We start from the raw sequence: 24,233 nt of genomic DNA, 5'->3' as shown, positions 1-24,233 counted from the left end.
GTTCAAGTTAAATGTAAATTAATGACCTGAATGTTCATTATTCATATCTTCTTCAGACATGTCACCATGATCCATGTCACCCATTTTCATGTTTTTACCATGTTCCATTGGGGCAGGGCTGAATTCTAAGTGTGTAGATGAGAAGCTTTGGCGACCAACATGCTCAGCCTTTAAAAGCTCATCAAATTTTTCTTCTGTTAATGGTTTTTCTTTTGCTTTAACATCAGCTACCCATTTGTCGAAGTCTTCTTGTGTCATAGATTGTGCTTCAAATTCCATTTCTGCAAATCCGCGTCCATTGAAGTTAGAGTTACGTCCCATGAATGAACCCACCTCATCTGCAGCAAGGTGAATGGTTGTTAACATATCACTCATGGCATATTTTTGACCTGCTAATTGAGGAATCCAGAAACTTGTGATCGGACCAAATGAGTATAATTTAAACTCAATTGGACGATCCACTGGAATGTTGACATAGTTAACTGTTTCAACACCTTCTTCAGGGTAACTAAAATGCCATTTCCAGTTTGATGATGAAGCATAAATTACTAAAGGTTCTTTATCGTCATATCCTGCTGGCTGAGCCTCTACAGTAGATGTTGTTCTTACAGTTACAACGGCCAAGAATGCAACAATAATAATTGGAATTACTGTCCATGTGATTTCTAGAAGATGGCTACCCTCTTCATGAGGTGGCTCATAATCAGCAGCTGTTTTAGATGCACGATATTTAGTTAGCATAAAGGCTAAAAGCACATACACGACTAGTAATATAAAGGCCATTGTAATAATGGATAAAATAATTGTGTTTGATAATGTTTCGGCATTTGGCCCTTTAGGATTGAACACTGTTAATGGCTCACATCCAGAAAGAAGTGCAAGAGCACCCAATGCTACAAACATTAAACTTAATTTTTTCTTCATGTTTGACTCCTTTCTATAGAACGGCTATTCATAAAATTCATGTGTTTTTTGTCAGTTCACATTTATAAATAGTGGATACTGAGGTCACCTCTTTTATCTTGGCGTACCAATCAACAACTTAAGAATTTACAATGGCATGGTTCAATATGAAACATAAATCTTGAAGTTGATTGGTCTAATGCAAGCGTTAGCAAAATCAATGATTTGTGCAATCGTTTCACATACGTACATGTCTATAACGATTGTCACATCTTGTCGTTGTTTGCACATTGGATTATACGCCCTGTTTTTAAGAAAAAACATAATTTTGTTATGAAAAAGATAGTAAAGATACATTGAATTTGAACATTTTTTGAACAAAAATCGTTATTTTAGTATTGGTATTTTAAGGTTTTGTTCATTAAACACTGTGGAAACGTTGAAAACACTGGATTCTTCATGTTTAACTAAGTAAATAGTTTTTTTTATGAAAAATTGCATTTCACATTTTGGACGCTGTTTTGTAATAAAATCAGTATCTCATCGGGCATAATTATGTTTTTTATTTGCCTTTTTTATATAAAAGGAGTAGCTAAAGAGTCTTTGTATGGAAACATTAGGATGAACTATCAATGAAAGGAATGATTGAAAAGGGAATAAATGGGGAGTGTTATTAATTATGTTAATATAACAAATAGTTTTCTTGATTATACATAAATTTACATATCCATATTCTGTTTGAAAAACAAAAAGCAAACTAAGAAAAGTCTTAGTTTGCTAGTATGGTAGAAATTTTTCATGTTTTTGAGAAAGAAACGTATTGAATCAGCATTTTTTAGTCAGTCACCAAGCTTTAGCCATTTGGCTACTTGTCCATAAATTGTATTTTGTAATAGAGGGGCTTTATTATTCATTTTTAAAGAAAAATATAATGTCTTCATGAAGTTTAATGTACAAGTACGCCCACTAAAAAAGCTTTCGTTATAACCTTGAGTCATTAAATGCATTTCAAATTTGTCAAAGGCTTGTTCAACAAATTCAATCAAAGCTTCCTCCGAGTAATTTTGTTGTAATAAAGCATCTACGATGTTAATTAATCGCTCTTCTTCATCGTTAACATAGACTGTACCTTTCCAAGTGGCAAGCTTTAGTGCATGTAAAATGGACGGAGCATATTGCAAATCGAATTTTGGGTGTTTAATGGTCATGGCGGCTAAATCAGCTCCATGTGAAATACTATGTGCCCATCCTTTATTCTGTACGTAACCTCTTGTATCTTGCTCTAATAATAGATAACGTCCAATTTTTTTAAAAAACGGTTGCAACTCATCGTCCTTTAAAACAAGCATCTCGGCATCCTTTGCAAGCAAACCTGCAATAAGCAATGCAGAGAATGACCTAGTAAAGACACTGTCTGTTGGCGCTTCTCCGATATGTAAATATAAGGAGTTATCACTAGTTGCTGTTTCAAATAAAAATTGTAATTGTTGTGTGCTTAATAAATTATCACTCAGTAAATTAATAAACGTACGATAAATTAAATGATCGCGCAATTCAGCATCAGTTGAGCCAATATGAATCATCATTTCCTGTAAGAGCCATTCTCCTTTGTCCTTCATCATTGCCTGACGTTCATGCAGTGTCATGGTAGAAAAAGATTGTAGTGTTTCTTTTAAATTCATATTTAAATGTGCCTCCATCATAAGGATTGTTCTATTATTATAGCTCTTTTTTTAAGCAAATCGACCAATTTGCAATCCTGATGGACGGTAAGTATACAAATACTTTAATGTTGAGAGTTGCTATAATATTATTTCCAGAAGCTATAGAAAGTTGTTATGATAGAAACGCAACAAAATGGAAATGCTTAAATAGGAGTAACAAAAAAAGACATACCGATGAAGTATGTCTATCTCTACCTATATTATGGCGGCTGACTTTATACCGATTGGCCACTCAATCAGTGAGTGTTGGTTTGTCTTCAGCTCAACGAGAATATTGGTATTTTTTATAGCATCAATAAGCCATTCACTGTAATGACGATTCGGCTCAGGATGTTGTAAAATTTGATGCATATCTTTTTTGTCAACATGTAACAGTTTGTCATTACATTCAATATTTACTTTTTGAGGAATTATAGAAAGAGTTTCATTTTGATGTCCAATTGCAATAGAACCGGGGATTGTTCCAAGAATACGTAAAAGATAAGTGCTAGCCTCTTGCGTGTAAACATCAATTTTTGTACGTGTTAAAAATTCAAATTCAATCGGACTATCTTGAGTAGGTCCGTCCGCTGTAGAAAATGAAATGACTTTAATCGATAATGCCTCGAATGCAGGTGAGATACAATGGTCAAATTCTGTGATTGTATCTAGTAATTGCATGTATTCCACTCCTTGTTAAGAACTTGATTTTCTGGATGCAGACAACCGTGTAGAAAGTCTGCAAGTTGTAATAGATTTTCGACTAATGTAATTATAATACATTTTATTACAAAATATGAATGTAAAAACAATTATTTTTGTAAAAAATAAGAAACTTGTGGATATTTTTAGTAAATAATTGAAAAGAAAAATAGAACGGAGGAGGTGAGGGGAATGACAAAACGTAAGCGTCATGTCATTAAACATGACAATATTGTTGTTTTTCCAGGAGCTGTCCAAACATTAATACGTGAAGGGCATATGTTTGCAGAAAATTATCAATATGAGAAAGCTATTGCAAGTTTTGAAAAGGCCTTTATATATGAAACGGGTGATGAATTTGCACTTAGTGCTTATGCCTTTGCTCTATACGAGTTAAAGGATTATGACAAAGCGAAAGGTGTTTGTGAACAGCTTTTTGCCATGGGGACAACCATGTATGTGGAAGTCATGGAATTGTACATTACAATTTGTATGCAGCTGAAGGAATACCATCAAGTAGAGACGTTAATCACAACCCTCCTTGAGGAAAGCGTACTGCCAAGTGATCAAGTGGAGAAATTTGAACGATTAAAAAACCTTAATAGAGAAGTATCTAAAAATCTTGAAAAAAAAGAAAATGTGCAACAGTTTATTGAGGAGCAGGAATATGAACTAGAAAAATTCAGTGCACTAACAGCCAATGAGCAATCTATAAAATTACATCGTCTGATGGATACCAATGTAAGGCAATTAAAAACGGCATTGCAAGAAATTATTGAAAGTTCGACCGTTCATCCTTTTGTCCAGAGCTTGGCTTTAATCTTATTAGTTGAACAGGAAGTTTCAATGGATATTATGGTTTCGAAATTAGGGCATTCAAAAACGATAAACCCAGCACAACTATCGTTACCTAATCAATTACCACAATATGGTGAAATAAAAAATATAATTGAAGATAAGTTGGCACAAGACCCAACGACGTTAGAAATGGTACAATATTTAATGGCGAAACATGCTATTGTCACATTTCCCTTTGAATGGCATCCTTTTGTGGCAGAGGATGTAGCCTATAGTTATATAGATTTTGTATCATCAATGCTAGGAAATGTGAAAGAAATGGATGATGAAATCGTAGACTTTTTACAAATGTTAGAAAAGCTAACAGAACTACATTAGGCATGAAAAAAGTTGAAACTATACACATCTATGTTATACTAAAATGGTTGTCAAAATCGTAGTTACGAATGAATTGTCTAACATCCTAAACTTGATTATTTATTTGGAGGTATTTATACATGTCAGCAAAATGGGAAAAACAAGAAGGTAATATCGGTACTCTTACAATTGAAGTACCAGCTGCAGAAGTAGATGCAGCAATGGACCAAGCGTTCAAAAAAGTTGTAAAACAAATTAATGTACCAGGTTTCCGTAAAGGTAAAATGCCTCGTAAAATGTTCGAACAACGTTTTGGTATCGAATCTTTATACCAAGATGCATTAGAAATTATCGTTCCTGATTCTTATGCAAAGGCAATCGATGAAGCTGGAATTATGCCAGTTGATTACCCAGAAATCGCAGGTACAGAAAACTTTGTACATGGTCAAGATTTCTCATTCACTGCACAAGTAACAGTTAAACCAGAACCAAAACTAGGTGACTACAAAGGTCTAGAAGTAGCTAAGCTTCCAGTTGAAGTAACTGATGAAGAAGTAGATGCTCAAATTCAAGAGCAATTAGCTCGTAAAGCTGAACTAGAAATTAAAGAAGATGAAGCAATCGTTGAAGGCGATACAGCAGTAATTGATTTCGAAGGTTTCGTAGGTGACGAAGCTTTTGAAGGTGGTAAAGGTGAAGACTACCCACTAGAAATCGGTTCAGGTTCTTTCATTCCTGGTTTTGAAGAGCAATTAACTGGTGTGAAAGCTGGCGAATCTAAAGATGTAGTTGTTACATTCCCAGAAGAATACCATGCGGCTGAATTAGCAGGTAAAGAAGCTACTTTCAAAGTAACAGTGAAAGAAGTTAAAACAAAAGTTCTTCCTGAATTAAATGATGAATTCGCAAAAGAATTAGATTCAGAAGTGGAAAGCGTAGAAGCTTTACGCGCTAAAATTAAAGAACAAACTGCAGCACAAAAGGTAGCTGAATCTGATGCAGCTCTTCGTGATGAGCTAGTAGAAAAAGCTTCTGAAAATGCTGAGTTTGAAGTACCAGCAGGTATGATTAACTCTGAAACTGATCGTATGTTACAAGAGTTTGGCCAACGTCTACAAACACAAGGTATGAACTTAGATTTATACTACCAATTCTCTGGTCAATCAGAAGAAGATTTACGTGGTCAAATGAAAGAAGAAGCAGAAAGCCGTGTACGTGTATCTTTAACACTAGAAGCGATTGCTGAAGCTGAAAAAATTGAAGCAACTGAAGCTGATATTGAAGCAGAATTAGAAAAAATGGCTGCTCAATTCAACATGACTAAAGAGCAAATCACAGGTGCTTTAGGTGGTACGGCAGTACTTGAAAACGACATCAAAATCCAAAAAACAGTTGAGTTTTTAGTAGAAAACGCTAAAATTACTGAATAAGATTTTATGTAATTAGATAGCTAAAAAAAACAAGGTACGGCATTAAACCGTGCCTTGTTTTATCACATCAACTAAAAATCAGTCCCCTTAAAGTTTAGTACGACTCACTTTACACTTCACATACATAGTATTGTTTTTATTTTTACACGATGCTCATTTAACTTCATTCTGTAAGATCATAAGGACATTAACAATCAACATATCTTCGAATGAACAAAGCCTTTGTAGATGAATGTAGTAGATTTATAAATAAAAAGCTATGTAGCTGATCGAGAAATCAGTAGTTGATGACAGCTTGAATCTTATGTGTCAGTAGTGAAGAACCGAGACCTTAGGTAACGAAAGGTTACGCAAATGGGTTCCTGAAAAATATGCTGCAGACGGCGAAGGAAGTAAACAACATGACGTTATAATCTACTTGCATGAATGCGAAGGCGTAAATGATGCAGACAATTTATTTGATAAAGGTTCAATAATCTTGTAAGATTGTTGCTTGAATAGGGGTGAAACATATTGTTCAAATTTAATGATGAAAAAGGCAATTTAAAATGCTCATTCTGTGGAAAACCACAAGAACAAGTACGTAAATTAGTAGCAGGTCCTGGTGTGTATATTTGTGATGAGTGTATTGAGCTTTGTTCAGAAATCGTTGTTGAGGAACTAGGTGTAGAAGAGGAAATCGAATTTCAAGATATTCCAAAACCAAAAGAGATTCTAACGATTTTAGATGAGTATGTAATTGGACAAGAGCGTGCTAAAAAAGCATTAGCAGTTGCGGTTTATAATCACTATAAACGCATCAATACAAACAGTAAAATTGATGATGTAGAATTGGCAAAATCGAACATTGTGTTAATCGGCCCAACTGGTAGCGGTAAAACTTTATTAGCTCAAACGTTAGCACGTATATTAAATGTTCCATTCGCCATCGCGGATGCTACTTCATTAACTGAAGCAGGATATGTTGGTGAGGACGTTGAAAATATTTTATTAAAGCTAATCCAATCAGCAGATTATGATATCGAACGCGCTGAAAAAGGTATTATCTATATTGATGAAATTGATAAAGTTGCACGTAAGTCAGAAAACCCATCCATTACACGTGATGTTTCTGGCGAAGGTGTTCAACAAGCACTTCTTAAAATTTTAGAAGGAACTGTTGCAAGTGTTCCACCACAAGGTGGCCGAAAACATCCTCATCAAGAGTTTTTACAAATCGATACAACCAATATTCTATTCATTGTAGGTGGAGCATTCGATGGTATTGAATCCATCATTAAACGTCGCCAAGGTGAAAAAATAATTGGATTTGGATCAGATCCGAATATAGTGGACGTAGATGAAGGTTCTATCATGTCTAAGCTGATTCCTGAGGATTTACTGAAATTTGGTCTAATACCAGAGTTCATTGGTCGATTACCAGTACTAGCTAGCCTAGAGCAATTAAATGAAGCTGCACTTGTACAAATTTTGACGGAGCCTAAAAATGCACTAGCTAAGCAATATCAGAAAATGCTTGAACTAGACGGTGTTGAGCTTGAGTTTGATGAAGGTGCGCTTGCGGAAATTGCGAAGGAAGCAATCGAGCGTAAAACAGGTGCACGTGGTCTTCGTTCAATAATTGAGTCAACGATGCTTGATGTAATGTACGAACTGCCTTCACGTGAAGACGTAAAAAAATGTATCATTACTGCAAAAACAATTACGGATAAAGAAAAACCGAAATTGCTTCTTGAAGATGGCACTGAACTCGATGAAGGTAGCGACACAAAAACTTCAGCATAGCGTATAGAATTGGCTGTCTACCGTTATGAGATAAAGAGTAATTAGCTGACTTCGATTGTGCAATGTTCGCACATATCGACAGTCAGCTTTTTATTCATTCTTACATATTGGCCAACTGACTTGTAGAAATTTTTGGCTCGTTTCAATAACTAGTGTGAATCAGTTTTTTAAACACATACTAGTAGCGCGGGAATTGAACATGAAAATTTTGACGGAGGTGAATACCCGCATGGTAACTATACAAAAAACAACAAATGTACCATTATTACCTTTACGTGGACTTTTAGTATTCCCATCGATGGTGTTACATATTGATGTGGGTAGAAATCGTTCTGTAGCGGCGCTAGAACAGGCAATGTTAGAGGACCAGATGATTTTATTGGTAACACAAAAGGAAATGCACGATGAACAGCCAGAAGAACAAGATTTATATGCGATTGGTACAATGGCTTATGTCAAACAAATGTTAAAATTACCAAATGGTACGTTGCGAATTTTAGTTGAAGGAGTTGCGCGTGCTTCTTGGAAAAACTATCATGCGCTAGAAAATTATACATTGGTTGATATTGATGTAAAAGAGGATTTGTTGGATAAGGATGTGGAAACGCAAGCTTTAATGCGTACACTCTTAACGTATTTTGAAAAATATGCCAAATCATCTAATAAAATAACAGCCGAAACCATCAACACTGTTGCAGATATTGAGGAACCTGGACGTTTAGCAGATATTATTGCATCACATTTGCCTTTTAAAATTGCAGATAAGCAAGAAGTATTGGAAATGCTAAATGTAAAAAAACGACTAGATCACTTAATTATTCGTTTGCATGATGAGCAAGAAGTACTCGATCTGGAAAAGAAGATTAATTCAAAAGTAAAGCAATCGATGGAGCGCACGCAAAAAGAGTACTATTTACGTGAACAGATGAAGGCTATCCAAACAGAGCTTGGCGATCGTGAAGGAAAAACGGGTGAAGTAGCCGAATTACGAAAATCCATTGATGAGTCTGGGATGCCAGAGTCGACAAAAGAAGTGGCACTAAAAGAATTAGATAGATATGAAAAAATTCCAAGTGCTAGTGCCGAGAGTGGCGTTATCCGAAATTACATCGATTGGCTCATTTCATTACCTTGGACAAATGCAACTGAGGATCGTATGAGTATCGATCATGCTGAGAACATTTTGAATCGTGATCATGCTGGCTTAGAAAAAGTTAAAGAAAGGGTTCTTGAATATTTAGCTGTACGTCAGTTGAAAAATTCACTTCGTGGCCCAATACTTTGCTTAGCGGGACCACCAGGGGTGGGGAAAACTTCATTAGCTCGCTCCATCGCGGAAAGCTTAGATCGTAAATTTATTCGTATTTCATTAGGTGGGGTTCGTGATGAATCTGAAATTCGTGGGCACCGTCGTACGTATGTCGGCGCTATGCCAGGTCGTATTATCCAAGGAATGAAAAAGGCTGGTACCATTAACCCGGTATTTTTATTAGATGAAATTGATAAAATGTCTAATGACTTCAGAGGAGATCCTGCAGCAGCAATGCTAGAAGTTTTAGACCCTGCGCAAAACAATACATTTAGTGATCACTATATCGAGGAAACATATGATTTATCTAATGTCCTATTTATTGCCACTGCCAATGATTTAAGTAGTATTCCAGGGCCATTGTTAGATCGTATGGAAGTAATTTCTATAGCGGGCTATACAGAAATTGAAAAAGCGCAAATTACAAATAATCATTTAATTCCTAAGCAATTGAAAGAACACGGTTTGAAAAAGACACAAGTTGTTATTAAAGATGAAGCAGTAATTGATATAATACGTTATTATACACGTGAGGCTGGGGTACGTGGTTTAGAACGTCAAATTGCTACGCTATGTCGTAAAATTGCCAAAATAATTGTCTCTGGTGAGAAAAAACGAGTGACGGTTAGCTCAAAATCCTTACAAGAATTGCTTGGTAAACACCGTTTCCGTTATGGACAGGCTGAAAAGGAAAATCAAGTAGGGGTTGCAACTGGTCTTGCTTACACAACAGTTGGTGGCGACACGTTACAAATTGAAGTATCCTTAACCCCTGGAAAAGGCAAATTGCAACTAACAGGTAAGCTGGGAGATGTCATGAAGGAATCAGCTCAAACTGCTTTATCCTATGTTCGAACAAAAATGGAGCAGCTTCAAGTAGATCCAGAATACTTTGATACACATGATATTCATATTCATGTTCCAGAAGGTGCTGTCCCTAAAGATGGACCATCTGCAGGTATTACAATGGCAACAGCCATTGTCTCTGCAATTCTTAACCGACCGATTCGCAGGGAAGTAGGGATGACAGGCGAGATCACATTACGTGGTCGAGTACTACCTATAGGTGGTTTGAAAGAAAAAACATTAAGTGCTCATCGTGCAGGATTAACGACTATTATTTGTCCAAAGGATAATGAACGCGATATAGAAGATATTCCTGACAGTGTCCGTGAGCAACTTACATTTAAACTAGTGTCATCGGCAGATGAAGTATTAGCCTATGCACTGGACGGAGGTATTTAGAAAAATGAAAGTCCATAATGTCGAAATGGTCATTAGTGCGGTAAGACCAGACCAATATCCAGAAGATGGACTGCCAGAATTTGCATTAGCTGGTCGTTCAAATGTAGGGAAATCTTCCTTCATTAATCGAATGATCGGACGTAAAGCTTTAGCGCGTATTTCGTCAAAACCAGGTAAGACACAAACACTTAACTTCTATAAAATCGAAGAACAATTATTTTTTGTAGACGTTCCAGGTTATGGTTATGCTAAGGTTTCGAAATCAGAGCGTGAAGCGTGGGGAAAAATGATTGAGCGTTACTTTACAGGGCGCCAAGAATTAAAAGCAGTTGTACAAATTGTTGATTTGCGTCATCCTCCAACGGCAGATGATCGCATGATGTATGATTTTTTAAAGCATTATAATATTCCTTGCATTGTGATTGCAACAAAGGCAGATAAAATTCCAAAAGGTAAATGGGATAAGCATAAAAAAATTGTCAAAGAGACATTGGAGATGGAAAAAAATGATCCACTTATTGTCTTTTCTTCAGAATCAGGCCTTGGTTTTGAAGAGGCTTGGCGAACTATCGAAAATAGAATGTAAAAAAAAGCATCTATTGGTTCTATTGATTAGGACTGTAGATGCTTTTTATTTTTGTATAAGGTATGGAGAGAAAGTTGGAGAATATACTTGAGAAATTAAATATTTGACCGATAAGGTAGATAGGAGGTGGACTGTATGGATATAGCAGCTTTATCGATGGCAATGAATCAAGCAACACTTATGCAAAATGTATCTTTAGCTGTAACAAAACAAGCGATGGAGATGCAACAGCAAAACACAGAACAATTAGTTGAAATGTTAGATGCTCCACATCCGACAGCTGGACATACAATTGATGTTCAGGTCTGAGCAGGAAAGGTAGCTTTAATTGAAAGCTACCTCTACTTTTAAAAATTAACGGGTAGCGATAGAAATTGTAACTTTATGAATGAGAAAAACTACCAATAATACGATATACTATTCATGACTAAATTTTAGCAAGGAGGCAGCAGTTTTGAAAAAGTATTCATACATACTATCGATTATGTTACTAATGGTTCTAGTTTTTTCCTTTAACCAAACAGCTAAGGCAGCCCAACTAGTGACTGGTACCTTTGTCGATGTAACATATTCAGAATATACAAAACCAGATGGCACGATTGAAAAGCAGCTTAGTAAAGTGACATTGCAAAATGATCGAGGGCGTACTGTAACCTACAATATCAATAAGAACACTCGATTATTTATTAATAATACGTCCACAACTATAGAAGGTTTTAAACTGGGTATGGAAGTGGAAGCTGACATTTCTTTAAGAAGTGTGGTGGAACTACGAGGGAAATCAAATTTACCAACAGAAACGAATGTTCCATCGACTGGAGGCAACAGTACAACAATTGCTGGTGTTGTAACGAGTATTGATCCTAATGGATTATTTATTATGGTAAAACCAGATGTTGGTGCAGAATCTATCTATTATATAAATAAAGAAACCGTTTATCAAAAAAGCTCATCAGCAACAGATATCAGTGCACTGTATGTTGGAGATCGAATTAAATTGAGCTTGAAGAATAAAAATACTTCTATCGTTACTAAAATAGCGATAAGTGAAACGGGTACTCTAGTAGAAAACCTATATAAAGGCGAAATACAAGCGGTAAACCCTAATGCCAATAAATTAACTGTCAAAAATCAACATGCTTTTGTTAACTGGCAGTTTGGCTCTAAAATTACTACAGACCTTTCAACGATGCCTTTTACTTCCAAGGTGCCAATATATGTTGGAAATACTAAAGTAGAGAAGGGTCAACTTAAAAATTATATTGGTAGTGAAGCATACTACGCGACTGTAAAACAATTTGGAAAAGAAGTTATAGAGAAAATTGTAGTATTAAAAAACAATGAACGCACTTATTATGAACCAATGCTATCTGTGGATACAGATTACAAACTGTTAAAGCTTAAAACAGCGGGTTCAATGTATTTCCATAACGGAACTATTTTAATTCGTAATGGACGTTTAATTGAACCAACGGGGCTTATGGCTTATGGTACTGCATTTGTGATTGCAGATGGTGCTGCCCGTGATCATTATGCACAGGTAGTGCAAGTGACGAGTGATAGCTTTATGTCACCAAACTTAGCTGGTCATGAATTATATTATGGACGATTATCTCAAGCTGATGGATATCTGATTGAAATTGATGATGCTATGAAAATTGAATCCAATGTTTTCAAGAAAACGGATCGTACTGTACTTTCTGTAAGTAATTCAACAAAGGCAAAAGTTGATGACGGAAATAGAACCTATAGTGTTATGCCTGATATTGAACTTTATTTATCCGAGGGCCGTTATGGTTACTTCTATGTGAAGGATGGCCATGTACAAGCACTTCACATTTTAGATAATGCGAAGCCTGTTGCACCATTAATGCTTACAGGGAAGTTGCAATCTGTGAAATCAACGTACCCTGCTGTCATTAACGTTAAGAGTGTTAGTCAATGGCAAAATGGCCGTTGGTATGAAGCAGGTGAGATGATTAATATGAATATTGATCAAGCGACACTGATAAAAGCAGGCAAAGTGATTCAGGCCTCTGATTTACAGCCATCGGATCGTTTAGTTGTATTATCGGATCGCTTTGTGAAGGGACATTTTATTTTAGTAGATTAATGTAAATAACAAATTAAAAAATCTGCGAGTCTAATGCGAACAGTATTAGCAAAAAAGGCGATGTATTCCTGATTAAAAAGAATTCTTCGCTTAGGCTTATAGGCTAAAATTGTCAATACTTTCGAAGGATAAGCAGATTTTTGTTTTAGAGTTTAAAGCTAGCATCATGATTCACTTTATGTACAGTGAAAGAGAGGATAAACGCATGCAAAAACATTGGTCAAAATTAGTGTTAGTCGTTCTGGCTATTTTTGTCATTAATTCGATTACGCCATTCAGTGCTTCTGCTGCTTCATTAGAAACAACGGGTGCCGTGAAAAATGAATATACATATGAGGAAGCGATATTTCTTTCAGGGTCACCTGTTATTTTTAAAGGAACAAGCAAAGATATTAAAATTTCACAAAAAGAATCCAAGGGCAAACTAACTGAAACGTATAGTATGAAGTTAACTGGCAACAATGGCGCTACATTAACAAGAAACATTGCCTATGAGTCAGATGTTGTGGATTATGCAAGTATTGGTCAGAAAACTTCTAATGGAGAGGTTAAGAAATATACTGAAAAAATTACTATCGGATCGATTACTTATTCTTTAGTCGATTATCAATTTTCCCAAGGAACTGTTACAGATAATCGCGCAGCTTCTGATTATTACTCGGGAAATGTAATTTCGAGAAAGACCTATGCTTATGAAACTGGCAAAGGGAAAAATGCGGTTAAAAACACGATTACAATTGAAACTGATAGCAGACATGCAGGCTATGAAAACTTTTGGGGTGCAACTGAAACACAAATTTCAGAGTCTGTTTATACATTTAGTGATGGTAAGACAAGCCATGTGAAAAATCGTGTATCTACAAGTAAATCACGTGTCTTGAATTACGAGGAGAATCTAGGTACTTTAGGCAGCTTCGAAGGTGGATATGCTGTTGTCAGTGAAAAGGATGTTATATCGGAATACACTTATAATTTAGCTTCAGGACAAAAAGGCACACTAGATTTAGATACAGAATATATGCCAACTATTGAACGCCTTATTATTCCTAAATTCCGGGATTTAACAAACCATTATGCGAAAGAAGCAATTGAAAAACTTTATTCTCTAGGTATTTATTCGGATTCAAGCAATTTCTTCTCACCTAAAACGCCAATGAAACGTATTGATTTTACTACAGCTATTGGTAAAGCAGTTGACTTACGCGTGTTTGAAGAGAAGAAATCAAGAAAGGCTCCTACTGCAAGTGTCTTTAAGGATTTAAAAAGATCGACTAAAGACTATTCCTATATTGAATCAGCCTTAAATAAAGGAATCATTAAAGGGGTTTCTGCCGATTATTTCATGCCTGATGGTGCTATCACAAGAGCACAGGCTGCTACTATCTTTGTTCGTGCCTTAGGACTAGAAAATAGAGCGCCGAATCCTGGCTATTTAACGAAATTTACTGATGACAATCAAATTCCGAACTATGCAAGAGATGGTATCTATATCGCCAATGAGCTTGGATTGATGATTGGCGATTCTGCTGGACGTTTTAATCCAAATAAGCCGCTATCTCGTGCAGAAGCTTCCGTTGTCCTAGAACGATTCCTGAAATATTTGGAGGACGACTTAAAACAAAACTATCGTGATGACATATTGTTCTTTAACTAAAGAAAGGGCTGAACTACCATGACATATATAAAAAAAGCATGGCTTACTATGCTGTGCTTCATGCTTCTCTTGATGACAGCAACACCTGTTGTTACACAAGCAGCAACAACAATTAGAGATGTTCCGACAAATAGTAGCAACTATAAAGCCATTTCTTGGGCTGTTGACAATGAATTGATGTCTTTGAACAATGCCAATAACTTTTTACCAAATGAGCAAGTGACAGATCGAGAGCTTGTCCTTATGTTTGCTAAGCTAGACCGCAACTACGCATTATCTTATATCGATAGTGTGGCTTATAACTTTTATAGTGACTTTTATTTACCGTTTAATGGAACGCACGTAAATGCTAATCGATCAAAAGCGATTACTCGGGGTCAATTTGCACGAATATATGCTGCTTTTAAAGGTGTGGATTTAGATGAACCACAGGCAGTTCAATATTTATATTCAAATAATTTATCTACAAGTAGTTCAGGCAAAAAGACATTTGCAAGCTTTAATCCATCAACAAAATTAACGCGTGGTGATGTCGCAACATTCTTATACAGAGCAGTTCAAAATGGTAACTTTGCAGTACAAGGATTAACACGTAGTGCGGCTGGCCGTGATAATGATAGCATTACGTTACCACCAGGGTTTATGGGCTCCAATAGTGCTGATTTTGAAGAACCAAAGGATAATTCCAATGATTTTACTGGACCCGAGTATGTAAATAATGCATTGCAAAGTATTGTGGTGGAAAAACCTGATTTAATTGCGAATGAAGTGGATTCAACACTTGTGACGGTATCGTTAAAGGCTTGTAATGGTGATCCTATTGCGGATGATAAATCCTATACATTCCGTGTGACTTCAAATTACGGTACGATTATCGATACTTCCGGTGAAGCAGTTAGAACTGTCCAATCTGATGGTTCAACTGTGTCAGCTATTGTTGTAGCACCAAAATTAATGAAATCTGCTCGTGACATTATTTCCTTTGAATTAGTTAATAACACTGATCCAGCAATGAAGTGTCTTGTTGGGCAAAAATTAAAAGCAGAGGTGCGTTATTCACCACAACCAGAATTGCGTATTGATTACCAAGTATATGATCCTACAAATACAGATGATGATAATGGCAATGTGACACCACCATATGTCCCATATGAGAAATTGCCAGAGTTCTTCACACAAAACTTAATTGATGTGTACGCACCAGTTCCATTGAAGTATGATGGGGATAAAAAGCTATTTAGTATTGGGCAGCAAACTAATGTAACAGACGCTTTAGGTAATGTACAAAATGTCTATTTACGTTACGGAGGCTCAGATTCTAGATATCCAGCCCTAGGCTATGAAAATGCTATTTTACAATTTGAAAACTACAATATTTCTGTTTATCTATTTGAGGAACTTTTAAATCGTCGTTTGGATAACTCTGTAACATCCCCAGCTAAAACAGAAATTATGTATATGATTTCTGAAGATGGTCGTCCGATTTATCGTGTTCAAGGTATTGATGATGCTATCGCCTCTCAGGTAGAGAACATTAACCCAGTTGGAGCCATCATCCAGCTTATGAACCATATGCCAGAAGAAAAAAAATTGACACTAGAACATTACGATAGTGTCATGAAAATTTATTCTATCTTTACAAACTTAAGTAACTATGATCGTACGGTACTATTAAAATATCAAGGCGGGAAGCTACTAGGACAAGTAGAGGCCTATAAAAAACGAGTAGAGGCATTGAAAGAAAGTGCAGATGCTGCTTCTAGACCATCTGGCAAGGATCGATATACAAAAGTCATGGTGACTTTAGTTCGTCCTGGTGGAGAACCTGTTACGGATTATCAAGGAACAGTGAAAATTAAGTTTGATGGAGTAGAAAAAACAGCTTCATTTATTACGAATACTTCAGATCCATTAAACAATACAGGTAGTCCAGGTACGGCTGTTGCATACTTTGATTCCATTATTTATGGGAAATCCAAAGTAGAAGCAACCCTTGTCAATCCAATAGACCCTCGCTATGCAACGATTTTGAAGGGTTTAAAAGATAAAACAGTGACGAAAGATATTTTCACTAATCCGAACTTCAGTAAAAATTCATGCTCATTAGCAACAGAAATGGCTTATGTAGTGGATTATTCTTCTTCTATGAAGGCTGTTGATCCAACGAATTATCGTGGTAAGAAAATGATTGAATTCATCAATCAATTGAAGGCGAAAAATAACATTGTTATCGAAACCAACACAAAGGCAACAATTCTTGGTGAGGGTACAACAGATGCGGTATTGAAGAAGGACCTCTATAAAGCATCTAAAGATAAAGGTGCTACAGATATTTTTGCAGGTATTGATATTGCATTAACGAAATTCTCAAACGATACAAAAACAGCTAAGGCTATTGTGGTTGTATCTGATGGAAAAACAAGCAAATCAAAAATGATAAAAGCTATTAATGATGCGAAAAAGCAAGGTGTAAAAATATATACCGTGAGTATGGGCAAGAAATCACAAATAAATGATGCTACGTTAATGCAACTGTCTACAGAAACAGGCGGAGCTTATTATCATGCGCTTGATAATTTACAATTGCATCAGGTGTTCCAAAAGTTGATTGATGCTATTTTATGTAAAACTCCAGCATCAAGCTGTATCAATCCTGATGATTTATTTGAAGAAGCCAATGTGTCATTACGAAAAGGCTATCTCACAATGAGCGCTCGTATTGATGGTAATTGTCCAAACGTTGCGAAGATTAATGTACGTTACAAATCAATTAGTGGAGATGTACAATTCGAGTTGCTAAAACGTAGTGATCATGTGTTTATGTTAACGAAAACAGTACAAACTATGCAGGACTTTAAAGTTAGCAATGAGATTGACTTAATCGCATACGATAAAGATGGAAATATTATTTCAATGAAAACTGTTTCCATCACAAATTAATGGAAAAAACTGCCGCCATCTAGGGGCAGTTTTTTAATTTGAAACAAAACGTATAATTTGTTACACTTAGTTTATAATAATTCTAATGTAGGTAACGGAATGCGGTTCTTCATGACATGTTCACAAATTATAGATGAACTATTGTCGAACTGTGCTATAATGAGATTTGTGAATTAGAACGTGTGAGGTGTTATTCATGCATACCATCGTAGTAGGCTTGAATTATAAAACAGCGCCTGTTGAAATAAGAGAGAAGTTATCATTCATTGAGAGTGAACTACCTCAGGCAATGGAAGCGCTGCAAAAGCAGAAAAGTATATTAGAAAACGTTATTGTTTCGACATGTAATCGTACAGAAATTTATGCTGTTGTGGATCAATTGCATACTGGACGTCATTTTGTGAAACAATTTTTAGCAGATTGGTTTGACTTGCCTGTGGAGACATTTTCTTCGTATTTAACAATTCGTGAAGAGGATGAGGCAGTCGAACATTTATTTAAAGTGACAGCTGGGATCGATTCAATGGTTCTAGGTGAAACACAAATTTTAGGGCAAGTAAAAAAAAGCTTTTTAAGTGGACAAGAGATTGGCACGACAGGAACGGTTTACAATCAACTATTTAAACAAGCGGTAACATTTGCAAAGCGAGCACATAATGAGACAGCTATCGGCGAGAATGCGGTATCCGTTTCTTATGCAGCAGTAGAATTAGCAAAGAAAATTTTTGGCTCTTTACAACGTAAGCATGTAGCTATTCTAGGTGCAGGGAAAATGGGGGAGCTTGCGATTGAAAATCTCTACGGCAGTGGAGTAGGAAAAGTAACCGTGATTAATCGTACGTTTGAAAAAGCGGAAAGCTTAGCCGCAAAATTCCATGGTCAAGCTAAATCTATGAAGGAATTACAATGTTCCTTATTAGAAGCAGATATTTTAATTACATCGACTGGTGCAACAGATTATGTCATTGATTATGAGCTGATGCAATTTGTCGAACGTTTGCGTAAAGGAAAACCGTTATTTATGGTAGATATAGCTGTTCCTCGTGATATCGATCCACGTGTTGGGGATTTACCAAATGTGTTCTTGTATGATATTGATGATTTACAAGGAATTGTCGAAGCCAATTTAGCTGAGCGCGAACGTGCTGCCGCTGATATTACCGATATGATTGGGCATGAAGTGATTCAATTTAAAGACTGGGTGTCAACACTTGGTGTCGTACCTGTGATTTCTGCATTACGTAAAAAAGCAAATCGTATTCAAGAAGAGACGATGACTAGTATCGAGAACAAAATGCCAGATTTAACGGAACGTGAACGTAAAATTTTAAGTAAACATACAAAATCAATTATTAATCAATTATTAAAAGAGCCAATCTTACAGGCTAAAGAAATGGCCAATTCTCCAAAAGCAAATGAACAGTTACGTTTATTCCAACAAATTTTTGGTATAGAAGAAGCTGTGGAAGCTGAAGTTCAAGAGATGACGAAGCAAGAGCTTGAGCGTAAAGAACGCGCACAGGCAACTCAAACTTCTGCTGAACCAAAGTATTCTTTCTAAATTATCTATTGCGTTTTGTACACTGAAGCTGTACGAAGTGGTTTTATGCAATTGGATTCTCTACTGATATTACATGAGGCGTTTTCGTATCTGTATGGTAAACTTAGGATACGAAAACGTTTTTTGTTTTCTTATTTCAGCATTACAATTTCACTACAAAGAAGGGATGTCTATTGGCGGATTTGACCATGACAAGGCTTTATGAGGTGATGATCGTCTTGTATGCAATCAGTCTAGTTTTTTACTTTACTGATTATTTTTATAAGCAAGTACGAGCAAGGCGCATTGCTTTCTGGCTTGTTTCATTTGTATGGATGATTCAAGGTGCCATTATTATTTTAACGTTTGTGGAAACAAAACGCTTTCCGATCTTATCTTTGTCTGAGGGGATCCTCTTTTATTCCTGGTTACTTGTGACGTTATCCATTATCCTGCACTGTATTGCAAGAGTAGACTTGCCGGTATTTATTATAAATATATTAGGATTTTTGTTCGCTAGTATATTTACGTTTATGCCTAAACGTCCTACTGGGACTGTCGGAGATACTTTAATTTCGGAAATGCTTTTTATTCATATATCATTTGCAATTTTGTCATATGCAGCATTCACTTTAACATTTGTGTTTGCCATATTATATCTAGTTTTATATCGTTTATTGAAGAAGAAAAAGTGGTCGCATCTATGGACAAGACTGCCATCTTTACAGCAAACGAGCAACTGGATGAATGTATCATTCTTTATTGGGATCCCAATGCTATTTATAAGTTTAATATTAGGGTTTGAATGGGCATTATTAACATTAGAAAGTCTTTCGATTTTCGATGCAAAAATCATAGGGTCCTTCATTATTTTAATTTTGTATTGCTTTATCTTATATGTGAATCGCAAAAGCAAGCTGACAGGTACAACTTATGCATGGGTACATATTTATGCCTATCTATTAGTTGTTGTGAATTTCTTCTTAGGAAGTAGTTTATCGCGATTCCATTTATGGTATTAGAGGAAAGGTTGGAGACTGTTGAGAAAAATTATTGTAGGTTCTAGGAGAAGTAAGCTAGCACTAACGCAAACAAATTGGTTCATTAATGAATTAAAGGCTGCTGGTGCTCCATTTGAATTTGAAGTAAAAGAAATTGTGACAAAAGGTGATCAGATTTTAGATGTACAGCTTTCAAAGGTAGGCGGAAAAGGATTGTTCGTTAAAGAAATTGAACAAGCCCTTTACGAAAAAGAGATTGATTTTGCTGTCCATTCTATGAAAGATATGCCTGCTGTATTGCCGGAAGGTTTAGTAATTGGCTGTATTCCTCCACGTGAAGATGCACGTGACGCATTTATTTCGAAGGGACATGTTAAATTTTCTGAACTACCTGCAGGAGCTGTAGTCGGGACAAGTTCTTTACGTCGTAGTGCGCAGCTACTAACAGTACGTCCTGACCTTGAAATTAAATGGATTAGAGGGAACGTTGATACACGTTTAGCTAAGCTTGAGACCGAAGAATATGACGCGATTATTTTAGCAGCAGCCGGTTTAAAACGACTTGGTTGGAGTGAAGATGTTGTCACTGAATTTTTATCAGTGGAGGATTGCCTGCCAGCCGTAGCACAAGGTTCTCTTGGTATTGAATGCCGTGAAGATGATACCGAGCTACTAGACGAGTTAGCTAAATTAACAGACCAATTAACATGGCAAGAGGCACATGCAGAACGAGCATTCTTGGCGGCTATGGATGGCGGGTGCCAAGTACCAATCGCTGGCTATGCCACATCAAATGGGGAAGAAATTACTTTAACAGGCCTTGTTGCTGCACCTGATGCATCAGTTGTATATAAAGAAACAGTAGTTGGTTCGGACGCACAAAAAATAGGGGAAGAGCTGGCTACTATTTTAACGAAGCAAGGAGCCTTCGATTTAATTCAACGTGTGAAGGCAGAGCAAGATGCAAAATGATTTACCTTTAAGAGGTAAAACGGTACTTTTAACAGGTACATCTAAAACAACAGCTATTGTAGATGATATTGCAGCTTTAGGTGGCCATGCAGTAATTGCCCCATTAATTGAAACATGCGAACGTATGGACAACAATGATGCAAAACTAATGAATAGTGCGCTTCAATTTGACTGGGTTATCTTTACGAGTCAAAATGCTGTTGATGCCTTTGCTAATAAAATGGGACGGCATCAAATAAGTGCCAAAAATTTTCGCGCAAAAATTGCTTCCATTGGCACTAAAACAACTACAGCGTTAGAAAATCTAGGATTTCAAGTGAGCTTTATGCCTTCCGTATTTAGTGCTGATATTTTCGTCAAGGAATTTCCAAATATAGCTGGTGACCATCCAAGTTGTCTGTTTATTCGTGGAGAAAAGGCGAAAAGTACGTTGAAGGATGGACTGCCCTTTAATTTAAAAGAATGGACAGTTTATGAAACGATAGAACGACAAGATCAAACGTTAGCTATTATTAATTGCATTCAGCACAATGAGGACGTCACAGTGATTTTTGCTAGTCCTTCAGCTGTAGATGTATATGCAAAAAGTGTAGCGGTACATGTTGGATGGCAGGCTACAAGGGTTGCAGCCATCGGTCATATTACGGAAGCGGCTCTTGAACAATACGGTGCAACTGTGGATATTATGCCGAGTGTATATACAATGCAAGCAGTCATCGAAGAATTAATGAAAGTAGGGGACAAATCATGACAAAACTACAATTTCAAAGACATCGTCGTTTGCGTGCCAATGCAACGATGCGATCAATGGTAAAAGAAACATACTTACATAAAGAGGACCTGATTTATCCTATTTTTGTAATAGAGGGCGAAAATATTAAAAATGAAGTACAGTCTATGCCTGGTGTTTTTCAATTTTCATTAGATAAACTAGAAGCAGAAATTGATGAGGTTGTTGCATTAGGAATCCCAGCTGTCATTTTATTTGGTTTACCAGCTGAAAAAGATGCTGTTGGAACTGGTGCATTCCATGATCATGGTATTGTCCAAGAAGCGACTCGCTTAATTAAAACGCGTCACCCTGAGCTTTTGGTCATTGCGGATACATGCTTATGTGAGTTTACGGATCACGGTCATTGCGGCCTAATTGAAGGCGATCAAATTTTAAATGACCCTTCATTAGATGTTTTAGCTCGCACTGCAGTATCACAAGTAAAGGCAGGCGCAGATATAATTGCTCCGTCTAATATGATGGATGGTTTTGTTGCGGCGATTCGTGCTGGGCTTGATGAAGCCGGCTTTGAACATATTCCAATCATGTCATACGCGGTGAAATATGCGTCAAGTTACTATGGCCCATTCCGTGACGCGGCGGATGGTGCACCACAATTTGGTGATCGTAAATCATATCAAATGGACCCATCAAATCGATTAGAGGCATTCCGTGAGGCAGAATCTGATATTGAAGAGGGGGCGGATTTCTTAATTGTTAAGCCTGCCCTAAGTTATTTAGATATTATCCGAGATATGAAAAATAATTATCCATTACCACTAGTAGCGTATAATGTTTCAGGTGAGTATGCGATGATTAAAGCAGCTGCTATTAATGGTTGGATTGAAGAGAAAAAAGTTGTGCTTGAAACATTATTAGGTATGAAACGTGCAGGCTCTGATTTAATTATTACGTATCATGCAAAAGATGTTGCACGTTGGTTGGAGGAGAAATAAATGACACGCTCTTACGAAAAATCAAAACAAGCCTATGCTGAAGCTGTTCAGTTAATGCCAGGAGGTGTTAACAGCCCTGTACGTGCATTCAAATCAGTAAATATGGACCCTATTTTTATGGAATCTGGCCATGGGGCTATTATTAAAGATATTGATGGTAATGAATATATCGATTATGTATTATCTTGGGGACCACTCATTTTAGGACATACTCATCCAGAGGTTGTCAAAGCAATTGCTGAAACTGCGGCAAAAGGCTCTTCCTTTGGTGCACCAACCTATACAGAAAATCGATTAGCTCAATTAGTATTAGATCGATTACCAGGCATGGAAATGATTCGCTTTGTTTCTTCAGGGACAGAAGCTACGATGTCTGCATTACGTGTAGCACGTGGTGTTACAGGTCGTGATAAGATTTTAAAATTTGAAGGATCGTATCATGGTCATGGTGACTCATTATTAATTAAAGCAGGATCTGGAGTTGCCACATTAGGTCTTCCTGATAGCCCTGGAGTACCAGCAGATGTTGCTCGTAATACGTTAACGGTAGCCTATAATGATTTAGAAGGCGCTAAAGCTGTTTTTGAAAAATTTGGTGCCGAGTTAGCAGCAGTTATTGTAGAGCCAGTTGCAGGGAATATGGGTGTTGTACCACCACAATCAGGTTTCTTAGAAGGTTTACGCGAATTAACATCTACACATGGTTCGTTATTAATCTTTGATGAGGTTATGACGGGCTTCCGTGTCGATTATGGTTGTGCACAAGGTTATTTTGGAGTTACACCTGATATAACGACGTTAGGGAAAGTAATTGGCGGCGGCCTTCCTGTAGGAGCCTTTGCCGGTACAAAAGAAATTATGGAGCAAGTAGCACCAGCCGGTCCAATTTATCAAGCAGGTACACTTTCAGGAAATCCATTAGCTATGACAGCAGGCTATGAAACGTTATCACGTTTAGATCGCAGTACTTATGAATACTTTAAACAACTAGGCGATCAGTTAGAGGCTGGTTTCCGCGAAGCGGCGACGAAATACAATATTCCTCACACTGTTAATCGTGCGGGTTCAATGATTGGCTTCTTCTTTACGAATGAAGAGGTAATTGATTTTGCAACTGCAAAATCATCGGATTTAGCTTTATTTGCTGAATACTTCCGATTGATGGCTGAGGAAGGAATTTTCCTACCACCATCTCAGTTTGAAGGGTTATTTATTTCGACAGCTCATACGGAAGAACATATTGCTAAAACAGTAGCTGCATTCCATAAAGTGTTTGCTCAATTGGCTAAGTAAAGTTTTATAGGGCATGCTAGAAAAAATCTAGCATGCCCTTTTTATATAAGTTAGAAGTCATTGTAGTACTTGAGCAATAAAAGAACAAAAGAGAAAATATAGCATATATTAACTACCAGGGACAATCATCTATACTGGATGAAGGACCTGCTTTTGTCAAAATTATATCTTTCA

18 protein-coding genes are annotated in these 24,233 nt (G+C 36.7%); 15 read left to right on the top strand and 3 right to left on the bottom strand.

Going from position 1 to position 24,233, the window contains the following annotated elements; all coding sequences use genetic code 11:
* Nucleotides 1–18: 18 nt before the first annotated feature.
* From qoxA to ACE1MS_RS16030, 3 genes are all read right to left on the bottom strand, one after another.
* Complete coding sequence (qoxA, locus tag ACE1MS_RS16040; protein ID WP_012295495.1) at nucleotides 19–924, bottom strand: cytochrome aa3 quinol oxidase subunit II; 906 nt, start codon at nucleotides 922–924, stop codon at nucleotides 19–21.
* 818 nt (nucleotides 925–1,742) lie between these two features.
* On the bottom strand, nucleotides 1,743–2,585 hold the full coding sequence (locus tag ACE1MS_RS16035) for a DUF2785 domain-containing protein (protein WP_036164365.1): 843 nt from the start codon (nucleotides 2,583–2,585) through the stop codon (nucleotides 1,743–1,745).
* Between the two features lie 237 nt (nucleotides 2,586–2,822).
* The gene (locus tag ACE1MS_RS16030; protein WP_012295493.1) at nucleotides 2,823–3,287 is read right to left on the bottom strand and encodes a hypothetical protein; all 465 of its coding nucleotides are present in this window, start codon (nucleotides 3,285–3,287) and stop codon (nucleotides 2,823–2,825) included.
* 213 nt (nucleotides 3,288–3,500) lie between these two features.
* Here ACE1MS_RS16030 and ACE1MS_RS16025 point away from each other — a divergent pair, with 213 nt between their 5' ends.
* From ACE1MS_RS16025 to hemL, 15 genes are all read left to right on the top strand, one after another.
* Nucleotides 3,501–4,484: a DUF3196 family protein gene (locus ACE1MS_RS16025; RefSeq protein WP_031419319.1), complete on the top strand. Its 984-nt coding sequence runs from the start codon at nucleotides 3,501–3,503 to the stop codon at nucleotides 4,482–4,484.
* 119 nt (nucleotides 4,485–4,603) lie between these two features.
* Complete coding sequence (tig, locus tag ACE1MS_RS16020; protein WP_012295491.1) at nucleotides 4,604–5,893, top strand: trigger factor; 1,290 nt, start codon at nucleotides 4,604–4,606, stop codon at nucleotides 5,891–5,893.
* Nucleotides 5,894–6,406: 513 nt separating this feature from the next.
* On the top strand, nucleotides 6,407–7,678 hold the full coding sequence (gene clpX, locus ACE1MS_RS16015) for an ATP-dependent protease ATP-binding subunit ClpX (RefSeq protein WP_008180649.1): 1,272 nt from the start codon (nucleotides 6,407–6,409) through the stop codon (nucleotides 7,676–7,678).
* A 229-nt stretch (nucleotides 7,679–7,907) separates the two neighbouring features.
* Nucleotides 7,908–10,232, top strand: coding sequence for an endopeptidase La (lon, locus tag ACE1MS_RS16010; protein WP_031419316.1), 2,325 nt, complete (start codon nucleotides 7,908–7,910; stop codon nucleotides 10,230–10,232).
* A 4-nt stretch (nucleotides 10,233–10,236) separates the two neighbouring features.
* On the top strand, nucleotides 10,237–10,818 hold the full coding sequence (gene yihA, locus ACE1MS_RS16005; RefSeq protein ID WP_031419314.1) for a ribosome biogenesis GTP-binding protein YihA/YsxC: 582 nt from the start codon (nucleotides 10,237–10,239) through the stop codon (nucleotides 10,816–10,818).
* 135 nt (nucleotides 10,819–10,953) lie between these two features.
* The gene (locus tag ACE1MS_RS16000) at nucleotides 10,954–11,127 is read left to right on the top strand and encodes a YjfB family protein (RefSeq protein WP_012295488.1); all 174 of its coding nucleotides are present in this window, start codon (nucleotides 10,954–10,956) and stop codon (nucleotides 11,125–11,127) included.
* 145 nt (nucleotides 11,128–11,272) lie between these two features.
* On the top strand, nucleotides 11,273–12,931 hold the full coding sequence (locus ACE1MS_RS15995; RefSeq protein WP_036162259.1) for a hypothetical protein: 1,659 nt from the start codon (nucleotides 11,273–11,275) through the stop codon (nucleotides 12,929–12,931).
* A 205-nt stretch (nucleotides 12,932–13,136) separates the two neighbouring features.
* Nucleotides 13,137–14,585, top strand: a complete 1,449-nt coding sequence (locus ACE1MS_RS15990; protein WP_031419312.1) for an S-layer homology domain-containing protein — start codon at nucleotides 13,137–13,139, stop codon at nucleotides 14,583–14,585.
* Nucleotides 14,586–14,603: 18 nt separating this feature from the next.
* The gene (locus ACE1MS_RS15985; RefSeq protein WP_012295485.1) at nucleotides 14,604–17,525 is read left to right on the top strand and encodes an S-layer homology domain-containing protein; all 2,922 of its coding nucleotides are present in this window, start codon (nucleotides 14,604–14,606) and stop codon (nucleotides 17,523–17,525) included.
* 196 nt (nucleotides 17,526–17,721) lie between these two features.
* On the top strand, nucleotides 17,722–19,086 hold the full coding sequence (gene hemA / locus ACE1MS_RS15980; RefSeq protein WP_012295484.1) for a glutamyl-tRNA reductase: 1,365 nt from the start codon (nucleotides 17,722–17,724) through the stop codon (nucleotides 19,084–19,086).
* A gap of 173 nt (nucleotides 19,087–19,259) precedes the next feature.
* A complete protein-coding gene (locus ACE1MS_RS15975) occupies nucleotides 19,260–20,087 on the top strand; it encodes a cytochrome C assembly family protein (protein WP_031419310.1) in 828 nt (275 codons plus the stop codon).
* Between the two features lie 18 nt (nucleotides 20,088–20,105).
* Entirely contained in the window at nucleotides 20,106–21,038 is a 933-nt protein-coding gene (hemC, locus tag ACE1MS_RS15970; protein WP_012295482.1) for a hydroxymethylbilane synthase, read from the top strand.
* Nucleotides 21,028–21,789, top strand: a complete 762-nt coding sequence (locus ACE1MS_RS15965; RefSeq protein WP_012295481.1) for a uroporphyrinogen-III synthase — start codon at nucleotides 21,028–21,030, stop codon at nucleotides 21,787–21,789. The genes hemC and ACE1MS_RS15965 overlap by 11 nt, the downstream gene beginning before the upstream one ends.
* Nucleotides 21,786–22,766 (top strand): porphobilinogen synthase, encoded by a 981-nt coding sequence (gene hemB / locus ACE1MS_RS15960; protein WP_012295480.1) that lies wholly within the window; start codon nucleotides 21,786–21,788, stop codon nucleotides 22,764–22,766. Before ACE1MS_RS15965 ends, hemB begins: the two co-directional genes overlap by 4 nt.
* Entirely contained in the window at nucleotides 22,767–24,059 is a 1,293-nt protein-coding gene (hemL, locus tag ACE1MS_RS15955) for a glutamate-1-semialdehyde 2,1-aminomutase (RefSeq protein WP_031419306.1), read from the top strand.
* Nucleotides 24,060–24,233: the final 174 nt, after the last annotated feature.

The sequence above is a fragment of the Lysinibacillus sp. fkY74-1 genome, assembly GCF_053165895.1.
Note: the sequence above shows the minus strand (reverse complement) of the source record. Positions and strands in the feature narration are given on the sequence as shown.

Bases quoted from the DNA above. Each gene is read 5' to 3' on its own strand.
- ACE1MS_RS16025 (WP_031419319.1), top strand. From the start codon at position 3,501: ATGACAAAACGTAAGCGTCATGTCATTAAACATGACAATATTGTTGTT.
- yihA (WP_031419314.1), top strand. From the start codon at position 10,237: ATGAAAGTCCATAATGTCGAAATGGTCATTAGTGCGGTAAGACCAGAC.
- qoxA (WP_012295495.1), bottom strand. From the start codon at position 924: ATGAAGAAAAAATTAAGTTTAATGTTTGTAGCATTGGGTGCTCTTGCA.
- lon (WP_031419316.1), top strand. From the start codon at position 7,908: ATGGTAACTATACAAAAAACAACAAATGTACCATTATTACCTTTACGT.
- ACE1MS_RS16030 (WP_012295493.1), bottom strand. From the start codon at position 3,287: ATGCAATTACTAGATACAATCACAGAATTTGACCATTGTATCTCACCT.
- hemL (WP_031419306.1), top strand. From the start codon at position 22,767: ATGACACGCTCTTACGAAAAATCAAAACAAGCCTATGCTGAAGCTGTT.
- hemA (WP_012295484.1), top strand. From the start codon at position 17,722: ATGCATACCATCGTAGTAGGCTTGAATTATAAAACAGCGCCTGTTGAA.
- ACE1MS_RS16035 (WP_036164365.1), bottom strand. From the start codon at position 2,585: ATGAATTTAAAAGAAACACTACAATCTTTTTCTACCATGACACTGCAT.
- ACE1MS_RS16000 (WP_012295488.1), top strand. From the start codon at position 10,954: ATGGATATAGCAGCTTTATCGATGGCAATGAATCAAGCAACACTTATG.
- tig (WP_012295491.1), top strand. From the start codon at position 4,604: ATGTCAGCAAAATGGGAAAAACAAGAAGGTAATATCGGTACTCTTACA.
- hemB (WP_012295480.1), top strand. From the start codon at position 21,786: ATGACAAAACTACAATTTCAAAGACATCGTCGTTTGCGTGCCAATGCA.
- ACE1MS_RS15985 (WP_012295485.1), top strand. From the start codon at position 14,604: ATGACATATATAAAAAAAGCATGGCTTACTATGCTGTGCTTCATGCTT.
- ACE1MS_RS15990 (WP_031419312.1), top strand. From the start codon at position 13,137: ATGCAAAAACATTGGTCAAAATTAGTGTTAGTCGTTCTGGCTATTTTT.
- ACE1MS_RS15965 (WP_012295481.1), top strand. From the start codon at position 21,028: ATGCAAAATGATTTACCTTTAAGAGGTAAAACGGTACTTTTAACAGGT.